This is a genomic window from Dapis brunnea BLCC-M229, assembly GCF_050015995.1.
GTDB lineage: Bacteria > Cyanobacteriota > Cyanobacteriia > Cyanobacteriales > Microcoleaceae > Trichodesmium.
The window spans coordinates 17693-36827 of sequence record NZ_JBNHEP010000097.1 but is presented as its reverse complement, the minus strand read 5'-3'; the positions used below and the strand labels follow the sequence as shown (position 1 = coordinate 36827).

At 35.7% G+C, this 19135-nt stretch carries 11 protein-coding genes and 1 pseudogene; 4 read left to right on the top strand and 8 right to left on the bottom strand.

Translation table 11 applies throughout. The features are described from left to right. Positions 1-109: 109 nt before the first annotated feature. Positions 110-1114: a hypothetical protein gene (locus ACP6PM_RS11565; RefSeq protein WP_426584726.1), complete on the top strand. Its 1005-nt coding sequence runs from the start codon at positions 110-112 to the stop codon at positions 1112-1114. A 74-nt stretch (positions 1115-1188) separates the two neighbouring features. Here the strand turns inward: ACP6PM_RS11565 and ACP6PM_RS11560 are convergent, their stop codons facing one another. From ACP6PM_RS11560 to ACP6PM_RS11530, 7 genes and pseudogenes are all read right to left on the bottom strand, one after another. After that, on the bottom strand, positions 1189-1797 hold the full coding sequence (locus ACP6PM_RS11560) for an NUDIX hydrolase (protein ID WP_426584724.1): 609 nt from the start codon (positions 1795-1797) through the stop codon (positions 1189-1191). Between the two features lie 86 nt (positions 1798-1883). After that, positions 1884-2474 carry a nicotinate-nucleotide adenylyltransferase gene (locus tag ACP6PM_RS11555; RefSeq protein ID WP_426584722.1) on the bottom strand — a complete coding sequence of 197 codons (591 nt, stop codon included), beginning with the start codon at positions 2472-2474 and terminating at the stop codon, positions 1884-1886. Positions 2475-3049: 575 nt separating this feature from the next. Next, entirely contained in the window at positions 3050-3988 is a 939-nt protein-coding gene (locus ACP6PM_RS11550) for an ADP-ribosylglycohydrolase family protein (protein ID WP_426584720.1), read from the bottom strand. A 562-nt stretch (positions 3989-4550) separates the two neighbouring features. Then, on the bottom strand, positions 4551-5930 hold the full coding sequence (locus tag ACP6PM_RS11545) for a nicotinate phosphoribosyltransferase (RefSeq protein ID WP_426584718.1): 1380 nt from the start codon (positions 5928-5930) through the stop codon (positions 4551-4553). An 802-nt stretch (positions 5931-6732) separates the two neighbouring features. Then, a pseudogene (locus ACP6PM_RS11540) lies at positions 6733-7465 on the bottom strand (IS1 family transposase). Positions 7466-7906: 441 nt separating this feature from the next. Continuing rightward, on the bottom strand, positions 7907-8086 hold the full coding sequence (locus ACP6PM_RS11535) for a PIN domain-containing protein (protein WP_472847518.1): 180 nt from the start codon (positions 8084-8086) through the stop codon (positions 7907-7909). A gap of 642 nt (positions 8087-8728) precedes the next feature. Further along, positions 8729-9703: an RpnC/YadD family protein gene (locus tag ACP6PM_RS11530; protein WP_426584716.1), complete on the bottom strand. Its 975-nt coding sequence runs from the start codon at positions 9701-9703 to the stop codon at positions 8729-8731. 319 nt (positions 9704-10022) lie between these two features. Between ACP6PM_RS11530 and ACP6PM_RS11525 the strand changes: the two genes are divergently transcribed. The 3 genes from ACP6PM_RS11525 (at position 10023) to ACP6PM_RS11515 (ending at position 17984) form a co-directional block, all read left to right on the top strand. Continuing rightward, positions 10023-15638 carry an alpha-2-macroglobulin family protein gene (locus ACP6PM_RS11525; protein ID WP_426584714.1) on the top strand — a complete coding sequence of 1872 codons (5616 nt, stop codon included), beginning with the start codon at positions 10023-10025 and terminating at the stop codon, positions 15636-15638. A 117-nt stretch (positions 15639-15755) separates the two neighbouring features. After that, positions 15756-16919 carry a DUF262 domain-containing protein gene (locus tag ACP6PM_RS11520; RefSeq protein WP_426584712.1) on the top strand — a complete coding sequence of 388 codons (1164 nt, stop codon included), beginning with the start codon at positions 15756-15758 and terminating at the stop codon, positions 16917-16919. Between the two features lie 6 nt (positions 16920-16925). Continuing rightward, positions 16926-17984: an MAE_28990/MAE_18760 family HEPN-like nuclease gene (locus ACP6PM_RS11515; RefSeq protein WP_426584710.1), complete on the top strand. Its 1059-nt coding sequence runs from the start codon at positions 16926-16928 to the stop codon at positions 17982-17984. Between the two features lie 188 nt (positions 17985-18172). Here ACP6PM_RS11515 and ACP6PM_RS11510 read toward each other — a convergent pair whose 3' ends face one another. Continuing rightward, positions 18173-19066, bottom strand: a complete 894-nt coding sequence (locus ACP6PM_RS11510; RefSeq protein ID WP_426584708.1) for a YihY/virulence factor BrkB family protein — start codon at positions 19064-19066, stop codon at positions 18173-18175. Positions 19067-19135 lie beyond the last annotated feature (69 nt).

Sequence of the window (19135 nt, the reverse complement as noted above, 5' to 3'; positions counted from 1 at the left end):
AGGTATAAATAAAGCAGAGAAACTCGGTTTATATAAAATAAATCACATATCTCTCCCATAAACCCGGTTTCTTATAACACCCCAAATCTAGATTTATTAAATTATCACTATGAGTATTGAAGTTTGGCCTTTTTTAGTAAGTCGTAACCGCTATCTTGACTACAGAACAGTAGTAGCTCCTGATTTCATCTGTGAAGCTAAGACTGGTAACTTATTGGCAAGAGTGACGACAGGAGATTTAACAGAACCAGGAAAGGGATTTATTAGACAAATTTTTGGTTCAAAAGTAGGAGATTTCACCATAGTTTATCGAATCTTAAAAGCTACACAAAAAGACCTGAATTCTCAAGTAGGAGATGAGATTCTTAAAGACCAATTTGGGAGAGAAATACTTCTAATTGAAGGAGTGGTTATTCAAGAAATTAAAAGTAAAGAAGCTGTTTTTATTTCCCAGAAAAATATAGAAGAAATTCATCAGAAATTGATAGAAGGATACACAGAATTTTGGGAGCATCGCGACCCAAATCCAGCCATTCCTTCTGATAAATTATCTTTAAGTATGGATGGTTCTAGTAGACCCTTAGAACTTGAAGAAATAGAACTATTTCAGGTTGAGTCTCCAATCTCTAACCACAATCAGGAAAAAAAAAGCGTAGGATTTATTAAATCTTGGGGTAATAACGTTAATTATGTTGTTTTTCTTACTATAATTTTGGCAGTAATGGTTGCTTTTGGGTGGATATACAGAAGTGAAATTTGGGGAACAAAGATAGTATATGACTGCACCACTATTGAGTATAAAAATATAAGATTAGAGAGTAAAAATAATATAGATGATGTTCTCAATAATCTACAAAAAGAGTACCCAGATGCAACAATACTCCTTGATGCTAAATTAGAACTCAAATCCAACGAACAATGGCAATATTTGATAAAAAGAGAAAAACTCAATGAATTAGAAAACTATACCATTAACCTCTATGGAAATATCTTAAAGCTACAAGATCATCCACTTGATTTAGCGATCGCTCAACTTAGCAACCAGGAAATTGTTGAGTACATTAATATCAGCGCAAAAATTATAAATAGAAAGGAATGTAAAAGAAATTCCTGAAGCAATCTCATAGATACCCTACAGTTGAAGAGATTGCTTCGGGGTATCAATTTTTTCTGAATTTCATACCTCTATCAAATAAATATTAAAGGTTTATCTTTGATTAACGCGAATGCCTCAGAATTAAATCGATAAAGACTAGCTGGTCTACCAGCACCTCGTGATGTTTTTACTCCAGTATCAGATAAGAAAGCTAACTTTAATAGTCTGGCACGAAAATTAGAATAATCTGAAAAATTGTCTCCTAAAATAGTTGTATAAAGTTGATACAATTCCCCTAAAGTAAACTGCTCTGGTAAAACATCAAAAGCAATAGGACTATATTCAATTTTATTGCGTAATCTAGAATATCCATACTCAATAATTTTTTTATGGTCAAATGCTAACTGAGGAATTTGTTCAATAGGATACCAAGCAATACCTGTTACTCCATCGGCAATTAATTCTGCTTCTTCAAATCTCACTAGGGCAAAATAACTGACTGATAAATATCGACAATTATAAATAGATTCTCTGGGGTCGCGACCAGGACCGCCAAAACTATATAATTGCTCTAAATATAGATTTTTTACCTTAATTTTTTCCGCTAAAATTCTGTATGCTGCTGCTTCTAAAGATTCACCTTTTATTACTAATGTACCTGGTAAACTCCAGTGGTTAATAAATGGTTCTTTTTGTCGCATTACTAACAAAACTGCCTCTTAGTTTTGTTGAGTATCAACGGAAAAAATTACATTATCTACCCCTACTTTAAAATCTGCTTTATTATTTACATTTTTTCTGTACTCGCTTTCTGGCATTGATATAACTTCTGCTGATATATATAATCCTTAATAGGAGGCGTAATAGTCATTTCGTCTCCTTGTTCGCGATATGCGGATGAGGAAACATTTGGAACTTCTAAAGAAGCTATTTTTACTCCTGTACTTAGTTCCTTTAACTTCTGTAAATCTGCCTCTTTTGTTGTAATACCTTTGCGAGGTACTATTAATAATTCTACTTTCTGTAAAAGTTTTTCTATTTGATACCAACTTGGTAATTGTTTGACTAAATCTGAACCTACTACTAAGGTAAATTCGGCATCATGCCATTTTTTTCTGGCAAGTTCAATGGTTTCTAAAGTACGACGACTACTTAATTCTTGATGTAGATAAATATTGTTTAGATTTGAGTCAATATTTTCAATCAAAATAGATAACATTGTCGAACGTTGTTCTAGAGATGTTTGATGGGATTTAAAGGGATTATCTGATGCCCAAACTACTACTTTATCAAAATTTTGAGAGAGCCATTTAATAATCGTTTCATGTCCTGCTGTTGGTGGGTCTGCACTTGTTCCAAATAAGGCTATTTTTGTCATTTATTTTGTAAATTTTTAGAGAAGGAAGAATTCATTAATGGATAATGGATAATTACTTTTCCCTGAAAAGGAAGAGGATTGATTCAAAGGAAAATTTTTTCTTGTTTCTCCTTTAAAGGAGAGGCTTTATACCTTAATTATTCGGTAAAAAGTAAGAAGTAAAAAGTAAGAAGTAATAAGCTTTAAGAGAAGGAAAATCTTACATCTTACATAATGGTAGATATTTCTCCATGGCTATTTCATTCTAATTTCTGACTTTTGTGCATGACGAAATATATGCTTTTCAAAAGAAATATATCAATTAATCTCTAAAAGTAAGTAAAATCGTCACTTTATTGTACAACGAAATAGCCCTGTATTTTCCCGACTTTTACACAAATGATACGAACGGACATGATATGATTTGTGAAAAAAACTGTAAGAGGTTTGGTCTCCAAACCCAGGCAAAAATAGGATCTGAAGACCAAAACCCTAGGATAAAATGTTACAAGCTATTTAGGATTGCTATATCATGTTCGGTTCAATTATAATTCCCCCTCCCTACTCCCTACTCCCTACTCCCTACTCCCTACTCCCTAATCTGATATAGCAGTTTCTAAACGAGACGCTAAATTGACTATATCATCTTTTCTAGCAATAACTTCTATCCACTCATTGGGCATATTTTCTATACCATAATAAATTCCTGCTAAACCACCTGTTACTGCTCCAGTTGTATCTGTATCTTCTCCTAAATTTACTGCTTTTAGAACTGCCTCCGCAAAAGAGTTTGTATTTAATAAACACCATAAAGAAGCTTCTAATGTATCTAGTACATAACCACTGGCATGAATTCTGCTAATAGGTATATTTTGAACTTCTCCACTAAATATTTTCCGAAAACGATGTAACTCCGATCCATACTTTTCTTGTGAGTATATTTGTTTAATATTTTCAATTCCTTGTAAGTAAGCTATTTTTGCTTCTAAACCTTCTAATAAACAAATAGCTATACTAATATAAATACCACAAGCCATTTGTGACCTTAAATGACCGTGAGTTATACAAGAACAGTCGTGAACTTGTTGAATTAATTCGGCAAAATTAGTGTTTTTATAAGTATAAGCTAGGGGTAAAATTCTCATTAGAGAACCATTGCCATTATTCCGATCGTCCCTACCTCCAGCTTCTATTGCTGGTCTACCTTTTTTAATCCGAGAAATAGCTGCAGCAGTGGTACCTCCAATATCAAAAACTTTACCCCAAGGAGTCCAATAATCTTCATAACGCCATCTATAAAAAGAGTGAGCGATCGCTTCTAAATCAAATCCATCACATAGACATTCAGCTAAACATAATGTCATGGAACTATCATCAGACCAGGTGCCTGCTGGTTGGTTATGTGCGCCATAACCAACCATTTCAGTTACAGGGTTCATTCTTCTTTCGTTACGACTGGAAAATTCTACAGGTACCCCTAAAGCATCTCCAATACATACACCCATTAAACCTGATAATACTTGGGAATTATTCATAATTTAATCTTGATAATTAACTGAAATTAAATTGTTTAAAGCCAACTTTTTTAATCAAAAATATCATATTGGGTCAAACCCTTATAATAGTAGCTATCGTTATTGCGCTTTAGGGAGGCAAATATTTATATAGTGCTAAAGCGCAACAATAAACACGCGACGCGAATTTTTTTATCATCAATTAAGTAAGAATTAAAGATATACTTGCTTAAGGACATTTTAATTCTAAAATTTCTCTGTTCTCTTTTATAGCAATGAGCTGTCAGGTATTTACAAGACCCAGCTCAAAGTGCCTTCTAGAAAAGGCGTACAAAAAATAATTTGTAAATATGCCAGCGCACATTGCTATACCGGAAAACTAATATTTTAAGCTTCTCCTTTAAGGGAGAAAAAAATATCTTTTTAACCAATCCTTCTATTACAGAAAAAGTAATTATTAGACATTTCGATAAAAGAGGGAACAGGGAACAGGAATAAATAATTGACAGTTTATAGATTTATAGATAAAAATTGCTTTAATTTTTTATTTTTGGAGAAGTCGATCAATTTAGAATTCTGAATTCTAAATTCTTTGAGCTTTAGTTTTTTGTGTAAGTTCTTGTAATTTATTAGAAATTTTCATTGGTGGCAAACTAGGATTTTCTAGACTGCGAGTTTCAGGGGGCAAACTAGCAACAGAAATAGCAGTACGTTTAGCGATCGCTTCTAAATTTTCTGATTTTTGCAGTATTTTCCCATTCTGAACTACTTGTACCATTAATTTTATAAAATAATCAGTCTGAGGTTCTGTTTGATTCGATACATCTTCATCCATTAATCCCAAATAATCCTGTTTCAATTGACTATTTTCCAGACATCTATATATTTGTTTTTGACCAGGATAACTCACTTTCCCAGTAGCATTTTTCATAACAGGAATGCCGTCTATTTCTACCAGTTTATAAACTCCATTCACAGGAACACCAGTTACCAACTTAGTACCAATACCATACCCATCAATACAAGCATTTTCCCTCTGAAGTCTAGCTATTTCCCACTCATCAATATCTCCACTAGCAAAAATCGTCACTTCTGGCAGTAGCGATCGTACCTCCTGGGATAACTTAACTAAATCTCCCGAATCTAATCTTACCCCACTGAGCTGCATTTCACCCTCTTTAACTCGTTGTGCCAACAAGCGGGTAGCTGCCAAAGTATCGTAAGTGTCTATCAATAAAGGTGCTTGAGGAAAATATCGCTGAAAAGCATTAAAAGCATCCTCCTCACTTCCTTCCACTGCGGATATTGCCATCACCAAAGCGTGAGCCATTGTTCCTGCTGGTTTCCGACCTAATTTCAAGGCTGCCAAAACATTAGAAGTAGCATCCATTCCCCCTGCCAAAGCTGCACGAGCTGCCCAAATACTAGCTTGGGGACTAAATGCGCGTCTAGTACCAAATTCTAATAATTTGGTGTCATTTCCAGCAATATCCCGCATTCTTGCTGCTTTTGTTGCTATCAGGGTTTGGTAATTAATTGTATTCAATAAATATGTTTCCACTAACTGCGCTTGCCAAAGTGGCGCTTCTATTCGGAGTAGAGGTTGATTAGGAAATATAGCTGTTCCCTCTGGCACCGCCCATACATCTCCAGTAAATTTAGCTTCTGCTAGCAACGACCAAAATTTATCAGGAGCATTAGCAAAAATTCCTGTTGACTTTAAAGCATCAACTTGCTCAGAGCTAAATCGAAATTTTTCCAGATAGTCTAATGCTTGTGCTAAACCCATAGCGATGAGATAGCCAAAACCTGTAGGCAGTCTTCGCGCAAATAGCTCAAAACTGGCTTGCCGTTGGTCAATTTTTTCCCCGACGTAGCAAGCTGCCATTGTTAATTGATAGAGGTCTGTTAATAGACTGTAATCTTCTGGGGATAAAGAAAGTTGTTTATCTTCTTGTGCCATTTAAAAATCCTCAATAGTTTGAACACCCGCAGCACTTTAGCAAAAGTTGGAAGAAGCTTTAAGGGAATATAAAACCTGAAATATAGTAGATATTTCCCTAGCTTTTATACGGGAGCATACCAAAGGGTGTAATATAACTTCCTAATTATCAAAATAATTGGGTCTAAAACCCTGTGTTGGTTGGTGAAATGTTTTTTGTACGGTTGCTGAAAATTCCAGTTACAAAAACAACTTCTAACTTTGTTAAAAGGCTGTTATTTATATTATAGTATTTTTTTACCATATATGTCTAGATTCTTTTGATAATTTCCCGAAAAATGATTAGTAACTATTCTGAAAAAAATAAAAGATATGATTCAAATCAAACTCCCTGAAGCAATCTCATAAATAATTTAGAATCATAAAAGATTGCTTCAGGGTATGAATTTGTTCTGAGTTATATTTATCAACCATCTGCTCGCAATGATAAGTAGGGTTTACTGATTAAAGATAAAAGCATTTACAGATCAAGGTTTGAGAAACTAATGGTATGGAAAAAGTACCAGCTTTTGTGTTAATAAAGCTGAAAAATTAAGCATTTTGGAGTAACGTGAGGCAGAAAATTTAAGTGGCTATAATGAAAGACTACCTCTTCTACAACTCCCTGCTCATCCTAATTCTTCACTACTCCTGTACGGGCGATTCACTCTTCTATAAAGTGTCATTGCGAGAGGGTATGACAAAATAGTTAATTCCTATTTTTCTATTTTTTCTATCAACTGGAGTTTAGACTAAATTTTGGGCGTTGCACAGTGACGAATGATTACGAGAATTGAGGAATTTGCTTATGTTTCAAATAATAGATCAGCAAGTTAATTGATCTGTACAACATATCAATGGACTTGGAGTAACACAAAGTTTTGCGATGTAACCTAGCGTGCGTAGTGTCTCAGACGGCAGTTTTCTCCTTCTACTCTCGTCATTGCTGTTTTACTTACTAGGTGATAGTGCTCCGCACCGCTAACGCGAACGCAATCGTCAATTAAGCAAGGATATACCTTGTATCCATCTGTAATGTAGAGAAAACAGGCCCAACCGTGAATCATCTGCCATAATATTGTAAAGGTAACGGCGGAGCGAGCCTCTTACAGAGGAGCTTCGCTAACGCCTATCACAAACTTAAGAATTCCTGGCATTTGGCTATTCACGACTGTCCAGACCCAAATTTTGTTTTTTTTGAGCCGATAAAAGTTTGCAGTTCATCTATTTGAGCAGTTTCAGGTATTTCATAGTTATCCAAAGCGTATCTGTGCTTCTGCAAGCCGTACCCAGTTAAGCACTGTGTTATGGGAAATACCAGTCACTCTCTCAATGGCTCGGAATCCCATGCCATTAAGGGACATTTTCACACAAAGCTCTTTAACATCAGAACTATAACCCGCAGGAGAGGGACTTTCTCGAAATTGACGGCCACAGTCACGGCACAGATAACTCTGTTTTCCCTGACGATGACCATTTTTCACTACTTTATGGCTTTGACAATAAGGACAGTCCATTTCTCAATAAAATTCTAGAATATCATTCTCTATTGTGCAACACCAAATTTTGGGGTATTCAGATAATTTGCTCACAAGCAATGAAGACTTGAAACTTAGAACCCTTGGAGAATATAAGGGGTGCAGATGTTTGTGATCTTGAGTGATTATTTTTCTTTTTTGAATAGTTTGGCTGAGGTTGACATTATTCAAACTATTCAAAAAGTCTTGCCAAGGCACAATTACCCCATAGCACAGGCTGTGGATAATTGACTTAAAAGTCGTTGCAATGCTGATTCACAGAGAGTTTCAGTCTAGTTGGCCGAGCTCACTATTCTCCCTTGGTAAGTTTCCGGCGACCTTTAATTAGTCTAAACTCCAGCTATCAAACCCCCCGAAGCAATCTCTAAAATTCCATTTTATGTTCCTCTAGTTCTATTTTTACATAATTTTTTGAGTTTTCTACTCTGGATTTTCTCCTGCTTGTTTGAGGGCAAAATTAATTACTGTTTCACTTAAACGAATATTCCGGTTAAGCATTTTTTGAATGGCTATTTTTATTGATAAAGGGTAGCCTTCCTGTTTTGCCCGGAGCAAAATTCCGATTGAACCTGTAACAGAAAGACCGCTTAGTCTGGCAATTCTTCTACCGACTATTTAATCAATACAAACTGTCTCAATATTTTCATTTAAAGCAAGTTGAATTACTGACGCTTCTCCTCGGTCGAGAGAGTTAAAAAGTAGGGGGGAAATATTTAGTATAGATGATGATTTTTGTAGCCAAGTAGCAGCTCCCTAAAAGTATGGTTGTTTATTCGGTTTTAATATTTACCAACCATTTCCGATAGAGCATCCAGGCCATTTATTCTAATATTTCTATGCGTCGGGTGTTGTTTTCTATTAGGTCGTCGTAAGCGGAGAGGATGGCTGCTATTTTTTGTTGGCTTTGAATATTTAGCAATCTAAATTTAACTTGATAAATTCTATAGGTTCAAGTTTAGAATTTGCCCGCAGTTGCTCTGCAGCATCCCAGAGACTTTTTTCTAGTTCAGTATAGTTTGCTGGCATTAGTTGTTGTAATTTTTAGATCGCTTAAATTAAATATTGCCGAAATTATAGCAATTCCCATAAGGAGTGAGGTACAAAATTGGTTGTAAGTTGGGTTAAGCGACAGCTATTTCTGTCATTTTCACAGTTAATTGTAGAGATAATTATTTGTAGATTGGGTTTTGCTGTACAACATGAAAAGTGACAGCTCTACCCAAAAATAACTCATATTTTAATCTAAATATTTGTTGAGTTTCTCCTGCTGAGTAATTCCTCAAACTCGGAAACTGAACTGACAGTAATTGTTTCTAAGTGTAACTGTTTTAACCAAGCTAAGTCATCAATTTCATTAACAGCTTTTACCAGAGTTTCTGGCAAACTATTAAAGCGTCTTTCCAGTAAATCAAGAATATTTTGTCGGTAAGTTTCTTTTGCTCCTCTTTCCAGACCTATTTTTTGACCTCTTTCTATAGCTAACTCTTCTATAGTGCTTAAAAATTCCATTCTTTGTTCCTCCTCATATTGATTAACTTTGGTTTGAAAGTTTGATTCTAATTCTGGGGGTAATGTCATCATTTTATCAATGAATTTGAACAGATTGATAATATCAAACTTGGTTAATCCCCTATCGTATAAGCTTCTCACTAATTGCCATTTCCATTGCTCTCTTTCTGTGAGGTTGCTTGTGGTACTTTTAGTTTTCAAGTGTGCCATTACTACTATAGCAAATAGATTATTGTTTGCTTCTAGTTCCTCCCATTGATAATCTAAGAGTTTGACTATGGCAAAATCTAATCTCATTTGACTTTTTTCTAAACCATATTGATAGGAATTTGGTCGCCAAGATGGGTTTTCATCTCCTAGTATGGCTAAACTAATTACTGGTTTATTGTAAAGGTCGAATACTCGATAATTATAGATAAACATTCGTTCGCTAAATTCTCGGTCATATTGACTTTGCACTTCAATATGAATCAATATCCAGATTTCTTGATTATCTAATAACCAAGCTTGATATAATTTATCGGCATAACGTTTTTCTGTTGTAGCTGAGGCTGTAATTTGCTCTAATTCTTTATCTAGGGAAACTGGTTTTTTTTGCCAGTTAATAGAGACATAAATTTCTGGATAAAAGAAGCTGAGGAAAGATTCAAAATATTCAGAAATTGCTGCTTTCCACGGTTCATCATAATTAGCTGTTATTTCTGTCATTTCATTGTGAATTAATATTAATGGTTAATTCTCTAAGAGGTTCTATGAAACGTCCCTATGGCTTTATAAAAGAAATAATTATCATTTTTTGAAATTGTCAATTTACATTATTAGAGATATAATATTTTACTATAAATAGATTAAACAGTCTATTAGATTCAGGAAATCAATCCCTAATAATTGTAGATGAAAACTATCACCAAATCAAATAAATATGGTTCTTAAATATTGGAAACATTTTATACTAGGATTACTCCTAACATTGGTAATAGGAGCCTGCGGTATTTTTAATACCACTTCACAACAGGAAAAATTACCTATGGTAGATTTAATAGTTAATCCGACACTACCGGAGTGGATAGAGCAAATTAGTCCGACAGCAGAAACTGCTTCTTTAAATCAAATTAGGATTCGGTTTAAAGATCCTTTAATTCCTTTGGAAACTTTAGATTCTCCAGAACAACAGGAAAAATTAAACCAGTTTGAAATTTTCCCAGAATTACCAGGTCAATTCCGATTTTTGACTCCGAAAATGGTAGGGTTTCAACCAGCGGAAGCTTTTCCTAAATCTACCAGAGTCAAAGTTACTTTGAAAGCTGGTTTATCCGACCTAAAAAATCATCAATTAGATGAAGATTTAGCCTGGACTTTCAATACTGAACCAGTCAAACTAACGAATTTACCAACTAGCAAACAGAAAAATAGAAGACTAGAACCAATCGATCTAAATCCGACTCTAAAATTTACATCAAATGTAGAATTGGATTTAGATTCGATTACAAAAAAAATAAAACTTTTGCCAGATGGTAATACAGAAAGCTTACCTTTTACAGTTAGTTTAGAAACATTAGAAACTTCTGAACCAGAACAACCTCCCATAGAAGAATTTGACTCTTCGTTACGTCAGTGGAATTATCTGATTACTCCTGAAGTAACTCTGGAAAAAGGTACTAAATATCGTTTGGAATTTGACTCTGGTATTCAGCCATTGAAAGGTAATTTACCTAGTCAAACACCTTTTGTTAGTGAAGTAGAAACCTACTCTAATTTTGAATTTTCCCAACTCAAATTTTCCCAGGGAAGCGGTAGATTTGTTAAAGGTAATCCCACGTTGGAATTTAATCATGGAATTGTGCCTAGTTCAGCAGTCGAAAATATTACTATTGAACCAGCACCAAAAGAGACTAAAAATCTGATTCAAGCTTACGAAAACTATAATATTGTTAGTCTCAATCCTTGGCTATTAGAACCCGATACGAACTATACAATTACTATCGGTGCTAATATCAAAGATAAATTTGGGCAAATATTAGAAAAGCCTGTTGTATTAGATTATCAAACAGGAGATTTATCCGCCGATATTTCTGTGCCTGCTGGCTTAAATATTTTTCCATCTAGTCAAAATTTACAACTAAATATTTCTACAGTAAATCTGCCAGAATCAGAATACAAAGCAGCTTATCAAGTTGTACAACCAACAGATTTAGTTTACACAGAATCAGCCTATCCTAGAAAAAATAGGAAGAACTTATTACCTGCAAATGAAAAATGGGAAAAATATCCTGTTTCTGGAGAAAAAAATCAAATAACAGAAGTAGCAGTTCCCCTGAGAGAAAAACTTGGCAGTCAGACCGGAATGTTAGCTTATGGAGTACAAGCGCGGACGAGTTCTTATGAACAAAACGGTCAGCAAAAATGGCAGGAACCAAAATTTTATGGATTAGTACAACTAACGAATTTGGGAGTATTTGCTCAGTGGTTTCCAGAGTCGGGAATTATTAAAGTAAATCATTTGGATGATGGTTCTCCAGCACTGGCAGATTTGGAGATTTATCAATCTCAATTAAATGCCAAATCTCAACCTAAACCTACTGCTTGTGCTACTGGAAAAACTAATGAATTTGGTCTGTTAAATTTGAGTAATACAGACTTAGACAAATGTATGAACGGTCAGCGTTTTTTTGAAGGACCAGAATTATTAGTAATTGCCAAAGAAAATCAAGATTGGGCATTTGCCAGCACTAAAGAATATAGTGGTACTTATGGTTATGGCATTTATTCTGGTTGGGATAGTGGCAAAGCTGAATCGCGAGGTACTATTTTTTCAGATAGAGAACTTTATCAACCAGGGGAAAAAGTTTGGTTGACTGGAGCTGCTTATTATTTGGAAGATGGTAACTTGAAACAAGCGAAAAATACAGGTTATCAAGTTACTCTAGAAAATCCAGATGGTAATAAGAAAAATTTAGGTACTCAAACGACTAATGAATTTGGTACTTTTTCTCTAGAAATTCCTCTGGATAGTAATCAACCATTGGGTTATTACAATGTGGAGGCGAAAGGAGAAAATGATGTAGAAATTTACGGGCAATTTCGCGTCGCCGAATTTAAACCACCTAATTTTAAAGTAGACCTAAAACTTGATAAACAAATTACTTTGCTTGGTGAAGAAATTGGGGCGGAAGCTGAAAGTAATTATTTGTTTGGTTCCCCAGTGCAAGGAGCAAAAGCTAAATATTATGTGACTCGCCAAAAAACAGAATTTATTCCCAAAGATTGGCAAGAATTTGATTTTGGTCGCCAATGGTTTTGGCCGGAAGAAGCGCCGACTGTTCCTAATAATGTGCTGCAAAAAAATATAGTGCTAGATAATAACGGTGGGAATAATCAAATATTTACAGTCGGAAAAGATTTACCTTACCCAATGACTTATCAAGTAGATGTGGAAGTGACAGATATATCTAATCTTTCTGTAGCTGATAGTCAAACATTTACTGCTCTACCAAGTGAGAAGTTAATAGGTTTAAAAAGTAAATTTGTTGCCGAAGCTAATCAAAAATTTCCAGTAGAAGTTATTGTCACCGACTCTCAAGGAAAAGCGCTTTCTGGGCAAAATATTCTGCTGGAATTACAAAAAATGGAATACAGCACTGTCACCCAGGTAGTCGCAGGTAGTCGCAACCCCAGATATCAGATCGAATACAAAACAGTTGCCACGGAAAAAGTTAAAACCGACAACAAACCCAAAACCGTCAACCTCACCCCCCCAGAATCAGGTAGTTATCGTATTCGCGCCAACTTTGCCAATGCCGAAGATGATATTACTTCCACTGATATTCAAATTTGGGCAACTGGAGCAGAGCGAGTTTATTGGGGAGGTCGTAACAAAGACCGTCTAGAAATAAAACTTGATAAAGACACCTATCAAGTGGGGGAAACTGCGACAGCTTTAATTCAGTCGCCCTATGCAGAAGGGGAATTATATTTTGCCATCGTGCGCGACAAACCCTTCTACGAAAAAATTACAAAAGTTACGGGTGGCGCACCGGAAATTCAATTTAAAGTCACTGAGGATATGTTGCCCAATGCTGCGGTGGAGGCGGTATTAGTGCGGCAAGGTCAACCACTGGAAAAATTGGAACCTGGAAGTGTAGAAGATTTGATGAAAGTTGGTTTTACTCCATTCAATATTAATTTGGCAGACAAATACTTAAACGTAGAAGTGACACCCCAACGTCTGGAGTTGCAACCAGGGGCAATGGAAAATCTGGAATTGACAGTAAAAAATAGTCAAGGGCAACCGACAAAAGGTCAATTTACCGTAATGGTTGTGAATGAAGCGGTCTTGCAACTGAGCGGTCATCGACCACCAGATTTAGTTGAGACTGTCTACGCGGAGCAACCAATATCTACCCGTTTCAACGATAACCGGGAGGAAGTAACAATGGCAGAAGTTTCTTCATCCTTGAGAAAAGGTTGGGGTTTCGGCGGTGGTTTATCCTCTGGTACTGCTGGCACTCGCATCCGCAAAGATTTTCAGTCTTTAGCTTATTACAATGGGTCTGTAATTACGGACGAGCGAGGTAAGGCAATGGTAAGTTTTAAGATGCCAGACGATCTGACAACTTGGCGCGTAATGACTGTTGCCACAGATGGAGATTTACATTTTGGTAATGGAGAGGCGACTTTTATTACGACTCAACCTTTAATGTCAAATCCTGTTTTGCCTCAGTTTGCTCGTATCGGCGATAAATTTGAGGGTGGCGTAGCAGTTACGAATAATACTGGCAAAAAAGGAAGTCTAAAAATAGATGGGGAAGTTAGTCAGAATATTTTGTTTGCTGAAAATTCCCAAACTACGGAAACTCTAAAAACAAAAGCAGACTCCGGCACCAATGCTTACCGTTTCCCGATGGAGGCAAAACAACCGGGCGAGGCAAAAGTGCAATTTACGACTGACCTGAATAACCGCGACACTGATGGGTTTCAAGTTTCTTTGCCAGTGCGGTCTTTGGCAGCAAGTGAAAGTGTGGTGGAGTCAGGTACAACTGACACTCAAGTACAAATTCCTCTAAATATTACCGAAAATGTAATGCCAGATGTGGGAGGTCTGGAAATTTCTCTGGCGAGTACATTGATACCAGAAATTACTGCTCCAGCAAAAGCAGTATTGCAAAAAGACCACTTACCATTTCTCGAACCTGTGGCAAGTCAATTAGCCATCGCCTCTAACCTCCAAATTTTAGGTAAAAAATATGAGCAAGCATTTGTAGACTTCAACCCTAAACAACAGGCAAGACTAGCATTAGAAAAATTAGAAAAGTTGCAACTACCAGACGGTGGTTTTGGTTATTATCCAGGGCGAGAAGATTCTAATCCTTATTTGACTCCTTATGCTGCAGAAGCGATCGCTCAAACATCGAAAGCATTCCCAAATTTAGTGGATGAATCAATTTTAAAGAGTCTGCGGAGTTACTTAAACGACCTATTAGCAGACCCAGGTAAATATGATTATTGCAGTCAACAACTCTGTAAAAATCAAGTGCGGTTAGATACGTTGATGGCATTATCGGAATTAGGCGATACCCGTAATAGTTTTCTGTCAGATATTTATCAACAACGGGAAAAACTGTCACAGGTAGACCAGATAAAACTCGCCCGTTACCTCTCGACATTCCCAGAATGGCGCAAACAGTCAAAAGAAATGTATGAGGAAATTCAGGAAAGCGTCTATGAAACAGGGCGTAGTGCCATATTGAATTTACCGCCCACCTGGGGATGGATGAATTCGACTACGGCAACTCAGTCTCAAGCATTGCGACTATTTATTACCCGCGACGCCAAACCAGAAATATTAGACCGACTATTACAAAGTCTGCTCAATTTACGGCGCGACAGCACCTGGCGCACAACTTATGATAATGCCGAAGCATTGACAGCGTTGGTTACTTATAGCAATACCCAACCCGCTCCACCAGACTTTGTAACAACCGCCAAATTATCAGGTAAACAATTAGAAGCAGCTCGTTTTCAAGGTTATGAAAATCCAAATCTATCTTTGAATGTAGCAATGGATAGCTTGCCAAAAGGTGAATCAGATTTAGTATTGGAAAAATTAGGAGAAGGCAAACTGCACTACTTAGTTGAATACAGTTATCGCCTCCCAGGAAACCAACCAGGAAGGTATAACGGTTTGCGAATAGCGCGGGAAATTCGTCTGGCAAATGCAGTAGGGACGTTGCATGAAACGTCCGTCTTGCAACGAATGGATCTATCAGAAGTGCCATCAACATTAGATGTCAGTGCAGGGCAAGTCTTTGATATTGGAATCGAAATTATTACAGACCGCCCCGTAGACCATGTAGTAATAAGCGATCCACTGCCAGCAGGTTTAGAAGCAGTTGACACCAGTTTCCAAACTTCCACTTCTGCTGTGGAGGCAAAAGCAGATAGTTGGCAAATAGGACATCAACAGATATATCGCGATCGCGTCGAAGCTTATGCAGAGCGTTTAAACCCAGGAGTGTATACCTTACATTATTTAGTCAGGTCCGTGACTCCCGGAACATTTATATGGCCTGGAGCTGAAGCACGCTTACAATATGCACCCGAAGAATTTGGGCGATCGGCGACGACAACGTTAGTTGTGAAGTAGTCTCTCATTTTCAAAACCTGGTTTCTTCAAGAAGCCGGGTTTTTCATTGACTGGAATAAATAGCAAATTAGTTCTACAATAATAAATTAGAGTAAAAATGTAAGGGAAATATTAGAAATGTCACTATTACCAATTGAACAAAAAATGTGGGAAGAAAAAGCAACATCAAAAACAAAAAATGGGAAATATGCAACTGATATTGTTGCTAAATATCATTCTAGAGAAAAAAGAATACTTACTGAAATTAATCGAGAAAAACTTCCGAGTTTTGTTGAGGCATTAAAAAAGCCTGGGTATATGGAATTACAACCATTTTATCAAAGAAGAAGCCGTTGGGATAAACAAAAGCAATCCCGTTTAATTGAGTCATTTCTTGTTAATATCCCTGTACCTCCAATTATTCTTTACGAACAAAACTATAACTCCTATGAAGTTATGGACGGTCAACAAAGAATTACAGCGATTAAAGATTTTTATGAAAATCAATTAAAGTTAACAGGATTAGAACTGTGGTCAGAATTAAATGGACTTACTTATCAAGAACTTAATCCAATAATTCGGGCAGGAATAGACCGTCGCTCTATATCAACTATTGTAATTATTACAGAGTCAACAACTGACCCTGAAGAAGCAATGTTTTTAAAACAGCAGACCTTTGAACGTCTTAATACTGGGGGAGTAGATTTAAGTAAACAGGAAGTAAGACATTGTTTGTATCATGGAAAATTTGATGAGCTATTACTTGAATTATCGCGTAATCCTATATTTGCTGAAGCTTGGGGAATACCTACACAAAATGATGACCCTGACTTAGAAAAAAATAATCTCTACAAAAAAATGGAAGATGCTGAATTAGTGCTGCGTTTTTTTGCTTTGAGAAATAAGGATTATTTCCGTGGTCAAATGGAGGATTTTCTCAACTTTTATATGATCAAAAGCACCCAATTTTCCGATAAAGATATTGAATCACTAAGAGAGATTTTTTTAGAAACTATTGAGTTAGCTAATCAACTCTATGAAGAAACTTTATTTAAACCTTTTAACGCAAAGAAGCCAATCTCTTATAAAGCTTATTATGATGCTGTAATGGTTGGATTAAGTAAACATTTATCAAACGCAGAATTATTAATTTCCAAAAAATATATGGTTATAGAGGAAACAAAAAAATTACTTGAAGAAGATCAATTACGCCTTTTAACAGGTGGTGGAAAAACCAAAGCTGATATTCAACAAAGAATCGAACTCTTTGACAATATGCTTTTACGAGTAATTGGAGAATAATTCAAAATGTTTGAGAATCTCCTGGAAATTGTCAATATAAATATTAATAGTATTAAATCAATTATTCAGACTAATGATAGACTCAGAAAAATTGTAGAAGAGGGAATAGTAGATATACAGCGACCAAAGGATAATCAAGAAATTATTGAATTATTAAAGGGAGTTCCAAATGAAAAGGAGTGGGAATTATACGAACATTGTGCAGTAGTAACTCGCTTGTATGCTATTTATGAACGTTTTGTAAAAGAATTAATATCAACTTGGCTACAATATTTACCACAGCTAGTGGAAAATTATTTAGAATTAGATGAAAAAATTCAAAATACTCATCGAGAAGGTGTAGGGCGTATTCTACTAGAATTTAAAAAAGATAGATTTAAAGACCTTTCTGAAAATCAGGTAATTAGAGGTCTATTCTATGGCACAACAAATCAGAACAAAAATTATGAGCTATTGCCAGAAGCTTTTCTTTTACACGATCAGAATTTACGGAAAGATATATTAGAAAAATTATTCACTGATGCAGGAATAGGTAATACTTGGCAATGGGTAGTCAAACATAGAAAAATTAGAAATTTTATCGAAGAAATTAGAGGAAATCAGAACACTGCTGAAGGAGAACTTAATCAATTAATTTCCTATAGAAATGAAGCTGCTCATGGAGTAGTCGATCAGATATTAGGCACTCAAGAATTACTAGATTTAGGTGATTTTATTAAAGCTTTATGTCAAGCTTTAGCAGAATTAGTAACTTATCAGATTATTCAACTACAAACTGCTACAGGTAAAGCCAAAGAAATTGGTGAAATAACAGAATGGTTTAAGGAACCAAAGGCAGCAGTAGCAAAAATTAATAATAGTAACTTGTCTATAGGAACGAATGTTTTTTTAGTCAGCGAAACATCTTCATATTGTCGTTTGGCTAAAATAGAGAGTATTCAGCTTGATAAGATTCCCAAAAAAAGCATAGAAATAATCAGTGAAACTGAAGTTGGTTTAAAGTTTGATATAGATGCTAAAAAAGGATTAAAAATTTATATAATAGTTGAAGATTCAGGAGAATAAAAACCATGAAAAATGCCCTTGATATAGCATTAAATACCTCACCATACTAACATCTACCTCCCATAAACTCGGTTTCTTATGTACGGGCGATTCGCGTTTGCGCAGCATTCCGCAGGAAATCGCCCCTCCGAAGCCAGCGAATTTTATCTGACATAATATTATTTATAAGAGGTCTGCACACCATAATTTTAAGAGCGACTTTTCTCATAATTCCTAATAAATTTTCTATGTTTAGTTTCTATTCTAGAACCATATTTATTAGCCCAAATTTGAGTGAATTCTGCTCCAAAAAATAGAATTTGCCAAGAATAATTTATCCATAATAGTAATACTACTAAAGAACCTGCAAAACCATAAGCTGAACCAACTCCACTATTACCTAAATATAACCCAATTAAACTTTTGCCAATTGTGAATAATATAGCAGTAATTCCAGCACCAATCCAAATATCACTCCAAGCTATTTTTACATCTGGTAAAAACTTATAAATTCCAGCAAATAATAACATTACTATCCCAAAAGAAATAGAAATATCAATCACACTCCAAAGACCATCTGGGGTATTGAGTATATTATTAAGCCATTGATTGATTGCGGTCAATACAGCACTAAGCACCAATAACAAAATTAAAATTATACCCGCTCCTAACACCATCACCACTGACAACAACCGATCTTGAATAAACTGGCCAATACCACTCTCTGGTGGAGGTGAAACATTCCAAATCATATTTAAGGCGAGTTTGAGTTGGGCAAATAAATTTGATGCGCCCCAAAATAGAGTAGCAATACCGATCAGGCTAGCAATAATACCCGACTGAGGACGAGAAATATTGATTACCAGTCCTTCAATAGTTTGTGCACCTTGCTCACCCATAAAATTTTCTAGTTGTGTGACTAACTCTCCTTCAGCAGCAGACTTGCCAAAAATCAAACCAGCGATCGCCACTGCAATAACGAACAATGGTGCGATGGAAAACAATGTATGATAAGTTAAAGCTGCTGCTAGAATAGGTGCTTTATCTTTTTGCCATTCTTGAACAGTTTGTTTGAGTAGTCCCAAGATAGTTCTAAAATTCACAAATTCTCTTTCCTTGATATAGTTAATTTTGATCTTTCAAGCTAGAAGCTAGTAGACTAAATCACGACT